Here is an 11,680-nt window from a genome sequence, read left to right as displayed (position 1 = left end):
TCACTCATAATCTGTATCATAAAGTTAAAAAATCAAATTCTTAATTCCTTAACTGACACAGTTCATTTTACAATCTCTTCTACAAACCTGATCTGTGTTTATCCTGCATATCTGTGGTTAATTTCCTTAATCGCTAAAATGAAAAAACCGTTCGAATTTATTCGAACGGCTGTCTCTATGCTTTTCGCTTTTCGCTTTTCGCTTTTCGCTTTCCGCTTTCCGCTTTCACCATTAAAACTCTGCGTTTTTCGGGAATCTAGGAAAAGCAATTACATCACGGATATTGGTCATTCCGGTTACGAACAATACTAAACGTTCAAAACCAAGGCCGAAACCAGCATGCGGTGCAGTTCCAAAACGGCGCGTATCTAAATACCACCAAAGCTCATCCTGCGGAATGTTTAACTCTTCCATTCTCTTTGTTAAACGGTCTAAACGTTCTTCGCGCTGAGAACCGCCAATCATTTCACCAATCCCCGGAAACAGAATATCCATTGCAGCAACTGTTTGTCTGCCTTCAGCATCTGGTTCATTCTGGCGCATGTAGAACGATTTAATATCTGCAGGGTAATCTGTTAAAATTACCGGTTTTTTAAAGTGCTTTTCAACCAGGAAGCGTTCGTGCTCGCTTTGTAAATCAGCTCCCCACTCATCAATTAAATATTTAAATTGTTTCTTCTGGTTAGGCTTGGAAGATTTTAAAATTCTAATCGCTTCTGTGTAGGTTAAGCGCTCAAAATCATTCTTTAAACAGAAATCTAATTTCTCTAACAAGGTAAGTTCACTGCGTTCGTTTTGAGGTTTTTGTTTATCCTCTTCCGCTAAACGACTGTTTAAGAATTCCAATTCATCTTTGCAGTGATCTAAAGCATATTTAATAACATACTTCATCATGTCTTCTGCAAGCTGCATGTTATCCTCTAAATCTGCGAAAGCAAATTCAGGTTCAACCATCCAGAATTCTGCTAAGTGGCGGGTGGTATTGGAGTTTTCAGCCCTGAATGTCGGACCAAATGTATAAATCTTCCCAAAAGCCATAGCTGCCAGTTCACCTTCCAGTTGTCCGGAAACGGTTAAGTTAGTGGCACGGGCAAAGAAATCCTGCGAGAAATCTACTTTTCCATCTTCGGTGCGGGGCGTATTGTCAAAATCGAGGGTGGTTACTTTAAACATTTCGCCGGCACCTTCGGCATCACTGGCTGTAATTACGGGCGTGTGCATGTAAACAAAGCCGCGTTCGTTATAAAATTGATGAATGGCAAATGCCAGGGCATGTCTAACTTTAAAAACTGCGTTGAACGTGTTTGTACGGAAACGCAGGTGCGCAATTTCACGTAAAAACTCTAAACTGTGTTTTTTAGGTTGTAAAGGAAATTTTTCAGGATCGCTATCACCTAAAATTTCTACCCCAGTTGCCTTAATCTCAACTGTTTGTCCTTTACCTAAAGATTCTACTAAGCTTCCGGTTGCAGAGATGGCCGCGCCAGTGGTGATTCTTTTCAACAGCTCATCTGGTAAATTATTAAAATCGATTACTACCTGGATATTGCTCATGCAACTTCCATCATTTAAAGCGATAAACTGATTATTGCGGAAAGTTCTTACCCATCCCATAACCGTTACTTCTGTGCCAAATGCAGTCGATTGTAATAAATCTTTAATTTGCTGTCTCTTAATCATATTGTTATTTGTAAAAGGCGCAAAAATAATGATTTAGATTTAGATTTCTTGAAATTCTTAGCTTCAAATAATTAGCAGTTTGAATTTATTAAAACATCGGCTGAAATATGAAAATACAGTTTTAAATTGGCTTATTTGTTCAATGATAATAACTGCTCCTGATTTACCTGCTCATGCATAAATTTGATATAGATAAACAAACCTTAACTGATCTTAATATTTTCGATTCGCCCGGTTTAAATAAAAGTGTGTTTTCGTTATTCAATTTTACTAACACTATTAAAGGCAACGAAGAATTGATGCAGCTTTTTCGGTCGCCCACTACTAATATTAAGGTAATCCATCACCGGCAGGAACTAATCAGGTACTTGTTTGATTATAGCGGAAGTTTAGCGCTTGATCGTACGAATATGGATTTCGTTGAAGGTTATTTACGGTTAAATGATAAAGTCAAATATTATTCACCCATAAATGCCTTGATTAATTCCGTCAGTTATTTTTTTACGCCTAATCAAACCTACTATCTTAAAGAAAAAGGAATTAAATCTCTGCTCAATCTATGCAGAAAATTAAATGAGTTGTTTGCCGGTCTTGATTCTACAAGGCCTGATTTAGTTGTTGAGTTTGATGAGGTTATAGCCATTTTAGATGAAAATGATCTGTTCAAAGAGCTGGTTCAGCATCCGCAAAGAAAATTAACGCTTTTTGAACTGGAACAACTTGATTTTATTTTTCGAGGAAAAGCATACAAAACAATTAAACAACTTTTAAATGTAACCTATAAGATAGATGCTTTTTATGCTATCGTTTTGGCAGCCAGAAAGCATAATTTAATACTGCCAACCGTAACCACTAATTCCGATCTGATCCATATAAAAGGTGTTTTTCATCCTTTTCTGGATGCTCCCGTTGCTAACGATGTTTCTTTTTCCGAGGATAAAAATGTTTGTTTCCTTACTGGAAGTAATATGGCCGGGAAATCTACTTTTTTAAAATCCATTGGCGTTGCTATATTTCTGGCACATGTAGGTCTTCCGGTTCCGGCACAATTCATGGAAACCGGAATCGGGCAGGGGTTAATTTCAACCATTAACTTACCAGATAACCTGAACGCAGGTTACAGTCATTTTTATAATGAGGTTTTAAGGGTAAAGCATGTAGCAGAAGTTATTAAAAATAAAAAGAACATCTTCGTTATTTTTGATGAACTTTTTCGGGGAACAAATGTGAAAGATGCCTTCGATGGTTCGTTATCAATTACACAGGCATTTTCTAAAATTGCCGACTGCCGCTTTATTATATCTACTCATATTGTAGAAGTTGCTGAAAGTCTAAAGCAAAATGAAAATATTATGTTTAAATATCTTTTTACCAAAATGGCCGACCATAAGCCTGTGTTTACTTACAAGCTTATGGATGGGATCACTGATGAAAGGATAGGCATGTGGATTATTGAAAATGAAAGCATTATCCAAATTCTGGAAAACAGGAAAGTGTAATCAATATGTGCTTATCCTAGGCTAACTGTAAACGCCCACTGAAAACTGCGAACTGATAGCTGTCAACCAAAAACGGCCTACTGCTGCTGCTGCTGCATCGCCTCCATATATTGCTGGTAGCTATTTTGCTTTCTTACATGAGCTGTCGCGATGCCTGAAGGTTTTGAATAATTCACCTCTTTTGGCTGGAAATAATTTTCGTTATCACTAAAATCATCATCATTGTAACCAACGGAAACATTCACTTCCATAATGTGCTCAAAGCCACCTTTGTAAACGCCTTTTACAGGGGAACAATTGGTGAAATTCCTTCCTACTGCCAGGCGAACATGATTTTCATTGGCAATACAGTTATTCGTAGGGTCCAAACCCAGCCAGCCATATTCTGGTAGAAAAGCCTCGGCCCAGGCGTGGGTTGCACCTTCACCCCGCATCCCATCGCGATTCGGACAAATGTAACCACTTACATACCGGGCCGGAATTCCCGTAAGCCGAAGCATTGCGGTTAAAACATGTGCAAAATCCTGACAAACGCCTGCCTTGAGTTTTAAAATTTCATCAATAGTAGTATCCACAGCTGTAATTCCTTTAATGTATTCGTATTCATTAAATACATGTGCACAGTATTTAATGGCCGTTTGGTACGGTGTGTCTTCACTTGTTTTAATTTGAAGGGCAGTATCTTTTAATTGAATAATGCCTTCAAAAGATTCTTGCCGAAGGAAGTCTATATAAGGAACTTCGAATTTGATGGCAGCAAGACTATTCCATTGTTCACTGCTAAACATATCATCTTGCGGTAGTGGTTTTGGAAAAGTCTCTACGCAAACCTTCGAAAAGATTTTTAACTGGTTGTGTGGTTCATTTTGGGTAAACGTGCCCACTTCATTGCCATAGTAATCGATAAAAATTTCAATTTCCGGGCTTCCGGAGATATTTAAATCGTGTTTAACCACTTTCTGGAAATCATCTTTAATGGGGAACAAAATGATCTGATTGGCGCTATCGCGAACCGGCGATTCATACTTGTAATTGGTGATGTGTTTTATTTTGAAAATTGGCATCTTAGGTTGGGTTTGTTTTTAATGGAAGCAGCTGGCATTTTAGGAGTTCGCGAAATAATATTCATTGAGCAAATTGCCAATGCCAAAAAGTTCTGTTTTAATATCAGTTAGATAGTGATGGAGCTGATCATCTGCCATGGTATTGACCGAACTATAGGTGATCATGCTTTTAAGCCTTCCTATTTTGAACGATAAATTATTGTAATCTTCAATGTTGCTTTCACTCTTTAACCTGCCGAAATAGCGCTCAATATTGTGCATAGAATACAGCGCTGAACGTGGAAAATCGTTATTGAGCATAACCAGCTCAATAATATTTTTAGCATCGAAACCCTGCCGGTAAGTTTTAAGATATAGCTCGTAGCCACCTAATGAAAGCAATAAGTGTTTCCAATAGGCAATATCGGTCAGTAAATCCGGATTGGTACTAATGGAACTAAACTTGATATCCAGAATATCTATAGATTGAATGCTCCGTTCTAAATGTTTACCAATTTTCATAAAACTCCTGCTTTCTCCCCGCTCCATGGTGCTGTCGGCTGTTCCGTGATAAAGCATAACCTGTTTGATGAGGATATCCAGCGCATTAATAGGATCGTCTTCCTGTACGTACCACAAAAGCTTCTCGTCTTTCACCGTGTGGTAATATTCATTTAAACATTGCCAAAGGTCTTTTGGGATATGTTCCTGAACACTTCGGGCATTTTCCCGCGACAGCGTTACAATATTTAAAATAGAATTCGGGTTATCCTTATTCAAAAGCAAATATTCAATCACAGCCCTGCTATCGTGTTGAATATTAAGGAGCTCATTCTCATCATCTGAGGAGAAAATCCGGATTACCGGTTTCCAGGTAAATTCCTGGATGCTATCCTGAGAGGAGGCATAATTAATTTTTAACATGCGCAACATCCCATCGCTACGCTCTACGTATCTGCTTAACCAATATAGGCTTGATGCCACTCTACTTAACATATATAGTATTCTAAGAAGTTAAAACCCAGGTATCTTTGCTGCCACCGCCTTGCGAGCTGTTTACCACCAGCGAACCTTCTTTGAGGGCTACTCGTGTTAACCCGCCCGGAACAATCGAAATTCCATCTGGTCCGTTTAAAGCAAACGGGCGAAGATCTATTCTTCGTGGCGCCAGTTTTCCATTAATGAAACATGGTGCGGATGAAAGGCTGATGGTTGGCTGGGCAATAAAATTTCTCGGATCTTTCAAAATCTCGATTTTATAGGCTTCAGTCTCCTGTTCTGTTGCAGCATGTCCCATTAACATACCATAACCGCCACTTCCATTGGTTTTCTTCACAACCATGGTATTGATGTTTGCAAAAACGTAATCAAGTTCGTCTGGATTACTTAATTGATAGGTGGGTACATTTTTTAGAATGGGTTCTTCATTCAGGTAATATTTAATCATATCAGGAACGTAAGTGTAAACCGCTTTATCGTCGGCAACACCATTTCCAACGGCGTTTACAATGGCAACGTTACCTTTGCGGTAAGCGCCCATTAAACCAGCCACGCCCAAAACACTATTGGGGTTAAAAACCAGGGGATCAAGGTAGTCATCATCAACACGACGATAAATTACATCCACCTGCTGTAGTCCAGTTGTGGTTTTCATAAATACCTTCTGGTTTTTGACGACCAAATCCCGTCCTTCTACCAGTTCAACACCCATTAACCGCGCCAACGTGGTATGTTCATAATAAGCTGAGTTATACATTCCCGGACTAAGCAGCACGATGGTAGGGTTGGAGACTGCCCTTAGCGAAAGTGCCATTAAATTTTTATATAATATGGAAGGATATTCTGTTACACTTCTTACGCCACACTGTGGGATGAGATCAGGAAAGAGCCTTTTGGTAATTTCGCGGTTCTCCAGCATATAACTTACGCCTGATGGTGTGCGGAGATTATCTTCCAGTACATAAAAGGTACCATCATGATCCCGAATCAAATCAATCCCTGCAATATGGATATAGATATCGTGCAATACATTCACATTATGCATTTCCCGTAAAAAGTGCGGACAAGAATAAATCACATTGATGGGTACGATTTGATCTTTAAGGATAAACTGGTTACTGTACACATCTTTCAAGAACAGGTTCAAAGCTTTTAATCTTTGTTTGATTCCCTCTTCAATGAATGCCCATTCGGTTGAAGTAATAATTCTTGGGATCATATCAAACGGGAAGATTTTCTCGATACCTTCGCCACTATCATAAACAGTGAAAGTAATGCCCTGACTCATAAAAAGTTTTTTAGCGAGTTCCTCTTTCTTATTTAAATTGTCGAGTGACTCTTTAGAGAAATTATTAATGAAATTTTGATAGTGATTTCGGTAATTATCGCCATTTAAAAACATTTCATCATATGTTTTTGGGTGATTGGAGTAGTTTTTTATAAAATTATCTATCATACTTCTTAAATATTCTCTTAAAATAACTTTTTTAATATAAATAATCAATTTTTTTAATTTTAAAACCTGATTATTATCATCTTTCACGTTAAATATTTTAATTAAATCAAATAATTATATGTTTTTTAATTTTTTAATGAAATTAATTGTACTTTTTTAGGGATTAGTGTTGTTTTTATGATTAAAAATGCTACTTTTGTATTGCTCGTTAATTATTATTATATATTTGGTTTAAAAAAAGCGCTGGCAACGGCGCTTTTTTTACAAAACTTAAGAGACTTATTCATAATCAACATAAACTAAACAACCTAAACTAAAAGAAGCTTCCCTGGCGCAACCTTGGAAGCTTTCTTTTTTGAAAATTTTAAGCTTTTTTGATTATCGTACAAGCAATGCCTTCCTGAAAAGGTGAATTTTTAAAAGATACCTACCGGATTAGGTTATGCTCTCCTGTAATCTATGGCTTATGACAATGAAAATAGGTGGACTTGGGTAAGGATAAAGCATTGATTATCCCCGGAGTCTAAAAATGAAGCTGTATAAAAAATAAAACTTCCATGGCTGGGTGTAAGTAATTTAGGCGAATCAGTGAGTTAAACGAATGGTAGCTTCGAAAGCTAGTTCACTTGAAATTTGGTGAAACAAAAAAAGCTACCTTGATTTTCATCGAGATAGCTTTCAATATATGTTTTGTTAGTTATTAACTAGTCTTCAGAATAGCTGATGTCATTAACATGTTTGTCAATTTCCCATCTTCCTGTTCCTTCTTCGCCAATTACTTCGAATAGTTCTAATGCACGGCGGGCTTTGTATTCTTCTTCACGTTGTTCTTTCAGGAACCAGTTCAAGAATTCCATAGTAACGAAATCCTGTTCCTTTAAACATCTTGAAGCTAAATTTTTAAAACTTTGAGTAATGGCAATTTCTGCTTCTAAAGCATCTTCAAATACTTCTCTGAAACCTGCAAAATCTGATTTAATACCTGTTACTTCTGGAGAGATCGCATTTCCGCCCATGTCTAACACGTATTTGAATAACTTGAGTTGATGTGCTCTTTCTTCTTCAGATTGTTTAGTGAAATAATCTGCTGAGAAGTCGTAACCATTTTGATTACACCAGGATGCCATTGATAAATATAGGGATGAGGAGTGAGCCTCTTTTTTAATCTGCTGATTTAAAAGTGTTTCAATATCCTGAGATATTAAACATTTAATACGCATTAAATCTTTCATAATTGCTGTGCTTTAATAACAATACAAATGTAACATCAATTTGTTCTCCTTTGTAAATTATTTGCTATATGAAATTAGTCTAAATTGTTGATAGGTAAGTATTTATAATGAGTTTAAATAAAGGGATAAAACCAGCGGTTGTATGACCGACAGATGACTAATCTGTTTTTATGTGGCTTAGTAAACCAGTCTGAATAAACAATCGTTTACCATGTGGTTTAACTTAAACATGGTAAAAGTTCCCTGTAATAAATCTTTTAGTGAGATAATTTCCAGTGCGCTTAATAAATAGATGTGTTCGCAACCGTTAAAAGTAACCAATTCGAAATCGGCTCTTTGGGTGTTTAACAGTAATGCTTCAATGTCAATTTCCTCAACTACTTTCTTTAACTTTTGAAGTGATAAGCAATTGTAGCGGGCAAATTTACCGCCAAAATCAACATAAAAGCAGTTTAATTTATCAGATTGATAAACAGCACCTTCATTGTTTGAGAACACGTTAATTAATTCATTAATATCGATACACGCTTTTTCCATCGGAAACAAAAATTGTCATTATTTAGATTAAATACAAATAAAATTTAAAATAAATTATTTAATGGCGCAGAGATGAGAATTGATTGGAGGGTTCTATCACTCATTGATCACAAACAACATATGATGATATTTTCCACCCATAAAGGTTTTCTCGTTTTTAATCCTGAAGCCTATATTTTGATATAGTTTTAAAGCCCCGGGGTTATTCACTTCAACCAGGAGACCGGCACGATGGTGATTTAGTTCTTTCGCCCGGTTGATAACGGCAAGAATTAGGAGCTTCCCAATACCTTTACCCTGTGCTTCGGGCTTAACACTTACGGTATCAATGTAGAATTCTCCGCTTTCTGTTTCCTGCTCTGAATCATTTAAGTCTGAACTGCTGTTGATATTTAAGTATGCTAAAAAAGGTTCACGAAGCACCGCGAGCTTAGCGCCATCATAGGCATTGATACTGCCGAGGATGTTTTCGTTTTCTTCGTATACTAAGGTGTTTTCGAAACTATACTGATTGTCTTTTAATTTGAAAAAGTGTTGAAATAGATTATTGATTACTTCAGGTTCTTCAGCATGGGCAAACTTTGGGGCCAGATCGCCCATGGCCTGGATAATCAGCGGCACAACATGCTCCGCATCAGAAGGTTTTGCTTCGCGGATCATCTTACAAATCGCTTAAGTTAAATGTTTCAGCCACACGAATCCCTTTTTCTGTTCGTTGCAGGGTGCAGCATTCGTTAACAGGATCGTGTTCCAGGTATAAGACATAACCTTTATCGACTGCTTCTTCTAAAAATGCCTGCTTTTCTGTTAAGGTTTTTAGGGGAAACATATCATAAGCCATTACATAGGGGAGGGGCAAATGACCAACAGAAGGTAAAAGATCTGCCATGTAAACGAGCGTTTTGTTCTTGTAACTAAGTTTCGGGAGCATCATGGCATCCGTATGTCCGTAGGCAAAGCTGATGTTGATGTCCTTTTGCCATTCGGTATTTTCTACTTCTTCTACAAATTTAAGCTGCCCGCTTTCTCGAATAGGCAATATGTTTTCTTTTAAAAATGATGCTTTTTCCCTTGCGTTAGGTTCGGTTGCCCATTGCCAATGCTTTTGGTTGCTCCAGTAAGTTGCATTTTTAAAGGCTGGTGCCAACTTATCCTGTTCTCTGATTACCGCCCCGCCAACGTGATCAAAATGTAAATGCGTCAGGAAAACGTCTGTTATATCTGATGGATGAAATCCTAATGAGGCTAAAGATTTTTCCATCGTATCATCGCCATGCAAATAATAGTGACTAAAAAATTTCTCATCCTGCTTATTTCCAATCCCCGTATCCACCAGTATCAACTGATTTCCTTCTTCAATAAGCAAACAGCGCATTGCCCACGTGCATAAATTGTTGGCATCAGCCGGATTGGTTTTTTGCCAGATGGCTTTAGGTACAACGCCAAACATGGCGCCTCCGTCTAATTTAAAAAGGCCTGTATTAATGGTGTGAAGTTTCATTTTTGTTCTAGTATCAGGTATTAGTATCAAGATGCGTGTTGGCTATCAATTTTTAAAAATACAAAAACCCTTTAGCACTAACTAAAGGGTTTTCATGTTTTGACTAAAGACTAAAGACTAAAGACTCTGGACTTACAAATGGATCACTTCTCCGTAAGCATCAGCGGCAGCTTCCATAATGGCTTCGCTCATGGTGGGGTGTGGGTGAACAGATTTAATCATTTCATGTCCGGTTGTTTCTAATTTACGCGCAACAACAATTTCAGCAATCATCTCGGTAACATTTGTACCGATCATGTGTGCGCCTAATAATTCACCGTATTTAGCGTCGAAGATCAATTTTACAAAACCGTCTTTAGCACCGGCAGCACTTGCTTTACCTGAGGCAGAGAAAGGGAACTTACCAATTTTCAATTCGTAACCAGCGGCTTTTGCTGCTTTTTCTGTATAACCTACAGAAGCAATTTCAGGGGTGCAATAGGTACATCCCGGGATGTTATTATAATCTAAAGGTTCAGCATGCTGACCAGCAATTTTTTCTACACAAATAATACCTTCTGCAGAAGCTACGTGAGCAAGCGCTTGTCCGCCTACTACATCACCGATAGCATAATAACCTTTTACAGAGGTATTGTAGAACTCATCCGTAACAATTTTGCCTTTTTCAGTTTTGATGCCTGTTTCTTCCAGGCCGATGTTTTCGATGTTCGCAACAATACCAGCTGCCGAAAGAACGATATCAGCTTCGATGGTTTGCATGCCTGAAGCTGTTTTTACTGAAACTTTACAGCCAGCACCGGCAGTATCAACAGCTTCCACACTTGCTGATGTCATGACATCGATACCTACTTTTTTCAAGCTACGAAGCAATTGCTTAGAAATATCTTCATCTTCAACCGGAACCACGTTTTCCATAAACTCAACGATGGTTACTTTCGTTCCCATGGTAGCATAGAAATAAGCGAATTCAACACCAATTGCACCAGAACCAACCACAACCATACTTTTTGGTTGTTCAGGAAGTACCATGGCCTGGCGATAGCCGATAATTTTTTTGCCGTCTTGCTTCAAATTTGGAAGCTCTCTTGAACGAGCGCCGGTAGCAATGATGATATTTTTAGCGGTTAGTTCTTGTTGAGAACCATCAGCACCTTTTACTTCTAATTTGTTACCCGGCTTTACTTTGCCAGTGCCCATGATCACATCGATCTTGTTTTTCTTCATCAGAAACTGAACACCTTTACTCATTCCGTCTGCAACACCGCGACTGCGTTTTACCACTGCTGCAAAATCTGCTGTAGCTTCGGCGGTAGTGATGCCATATTCTGCCGCATGGTTAATATATTCGAATACCTGAGCGCTTTTTAAAAGGGCTTTTGTAGGAATACAGCCCCAGTTTAAACAAATACCGCCAAGTGATTCGCGCTCCACAATTGCAACTTTAAGTCCTAATTGAGAAGCTCTGATTGCAGCTACGTAGCCACCCGGGCCGCTGCCTAAAACAATAACATCGTAATTCATCTGTTTCTTTTTGTTTTTATTAATCTGTCAGATGGAGCTTACCATAATTAAAATCATTGTTCCCTTTCAATTGAAATTGTGATTTAATTATGGACGGTTCATATCTATTATAAAGAGATTTGTTTTTAATTGCTTCGTCGTTTACTATGTAATCTTCTGTTAAAGGAGTCTCTGTTTGCACAGATTAATCTCATCGCTGCATTTTATGCTTT

10 protein-coding genes are annotated in these 11,680 nt (G+C 37.9%); 1 reads left to right on the top strand and 9 read right to left on the bottom strand.

Annotated elements, in window-relative coordinates:
* Positions 1-231: 231 nt before the first annotated feature.
* Positions 232-1,680 carry an asparagine--tRNA ligase gene (asnS, locus tag GJU39_RS19660; RefSeq protein ID WP_154282710.1) on the bottom strand — a complete coding sequence of 483 codons (1,449 nt, stop codon included), beginning with the start codon at positions 1,678-1,680 and terminating at the stop codon, positions 232-234.
* Between the two features lie 173 nt (positions 1,681-1,853).
* On the opposite strand from asnS, the gene GJU39_RS19655 reads away from it, so the two are divergent.
* Positions 1,854-3,179, top strand: a complete 1,326-nt coding sequence (locus GJU39_RS19655) for a MutS-related protein (protein WP_154282709.1) — start codon at positions 1,854-1,856, stop codon at positions 3,177-3,179.
* A gap of 77 nt (positions 3,180-3,256) precedes the next feature.
* Here GJU39_RS19655 and GJU39_RS19650 read toward each other — a convergent pair whose 3' ends face one another.
* The 8 genes from GJU39_RS19650 to lpdA form a co-directional block, all read right to left on the bottom strand.
* Positions 3,257-4,243 (bottom strand): transglutaminase family protein, encoded by a 987-nt coding sequence (locus GJU39_RS19650; protein ID WP_154282708.1) that lies wholly within the window; start codon positions 4,241-4,243, stop codon positions 3,257-3,259.
* A gap of 39 nt (positions 4,244-4,282) precedes the next feature.
* Positions 4,283-5,218: an alpha-E domain-containing protein gene (locus GJU39_RS19645; protein WP_154282707.1), complete on the bottom strand. Its 936-nt coding sequence runs from the start codon at positions 5,216-5,218 to the stop codon at positions 4,283-4,285.
* A gap of 10 nt (positions 5,219-5,228) precedes the next feature.
* Positions 5,229-6,677, bottom strand: coding sequence for a circularly permuted type 2 ATP-grasp protein (locus tag GJU39_RS19640; protein WP_154282711.1), 1,449 nt, complete (start codon positions 6,675-6,677; stop codon positions 5,229-5,231).
* A 704-nt stretch (positions 6,678-7,381) separates the two neighbouring features.
* Positions 7,382-7,909 carry a ferritin gene (locus GJU39_RS19635; RefSeq protein ID WP_154282706.1) on the bottom strand — a complete coding sequence of 176 codons (528 nt, stop codon included), beginning with the start codon at positions 7,907-7,909 and terminating at the stop codon, positions 7,382-7,384.
* A 177-nt stretch (positions 7,910-8,086) separates the two neighbouring features.
* On the bottom strand, positions 8,087-8,446 hold the full coding sequence (locus GJU39_RS19630; protein ID WP_154282705.1) for a hypothetical protein: 360 nt from the start codon (positions 8,444-8,446) through the stop codon (positions 8,087-8,089).
* 96 nt (positions 8,447-8,542) lie between these two features.
* Positions 8,543-9,106, bottom strand: coding sequence for a GNAT family N-acetyltransferase (locus tag GJU39_RS19625; RefSeq protein WP_154282704.1), 564 nt, complete (start codon positions 9,104-9,106; stop codon positions 8,543-8,545).
* Position 9,107: 1 nt separating this feature from the next.
* A complete protein-coding gene (locus GJU39_RS19620) occupies positions 9,108-9,947 on the bottom strand; it encodes an MBL fold metallo-hydrolase (protein ID WP_154282703.1) in 840 nt (279 codons plus the stop codon).
* 132 nt (positions 9,948-10,079) lie between these two features.
* Positions 10,080-11,468, bottom strand: coding sequence for a dihydrolipoyl dehydrogenase (lpdA, locus tag GJU39_RS19615; RefSeq protein ID WP_154282702.1), 1,389 nt, complete (start codon positions 11,466-11,468; stop codon positions 10,080-10,082).
* Positions 11,469-11,680 lie beyond the last annotated feature (212 nt).

It is taken from the genome of Pedobacter petrophilus (assembly GCF_009674725.1).
GTDB classification, from domain to species: domain Bacteria; phylum Bacteroidota; class Bacteroidia; order Sphingobacteriales; family Sphingobacteriaceae; genus Pedobacter; species Pedobacter petrophilus.
This window is presented reverse-complemented; position numbering and strand designations above follow the sequence as displayed.

Coding starts and splice junctions, on each gene's coding strand:
- asnS (WP_154282710.1), bottom strand. CDS start 1,680: ATGATTAAGAGACAGCAAATTAAAGATTTATTACAATCGACTGCATTT.
- GJU39_RS19655 (WP_154282709.1), top strand. CDS start 1,854: ATGCATAAATTTGATATAGATAAACAAACCTTAACTGATCTTAATATT.
- GJU39_RS19650 (WP_154282708.1), bottom strand. CDS start 4,243: ATGCCAATTTTCAAAATAAAACACATCACCAATTACAAGTATGAATCG.
- GJU39_RS19645 (WP_154282707.1), bottom strand. CDS start 5,218: ATGTTAAGTAGAGTGGCATCAAGCCTATATTGGTTAAGCAGATACGTA.
- GJU39_RS19640 (WP_154282711.1), bottom strand. CDS start 6,677: ATGATAGATAATTTTATAAAAAACTACTCCAATCACCCAAAAACATAT.
- GJU39_RS19635 (WP_154282706.1), bottom strand. CDS start 7,909: ATGAAAGATTTAATGCGTATTAAATGTTTAATATCTCAGGATATTGAA.
- GJU39_RS19630 (WP_154282705.1), bottom strand. CDS start 8,446: ATGGAAAAAGCGTGTATCGATATTAATGAATTAATTAACGTGTTCTCA.
- GJU39_RS19625 (WP_154282704.1), bottom strand. CDS start 9,106: ATGATCCGCGAAGCAAAACCTTCTGATGCGGAGCATGTTGTGCCGCTG.
- GJU39_RS19620 (WP_154282703.1), bottom strand. CDS start 9,947: ATGAAACTTCACACCATTAATACAGGCCTTTTTAAATTAGACGGAGGC.
- lpdA (WP_154282702.1), bottom strand. CDS start 11,468: ATGAATTACGATGTTATTGTTTTAGGCAGCGGCCCGGGTGGCTACGTA.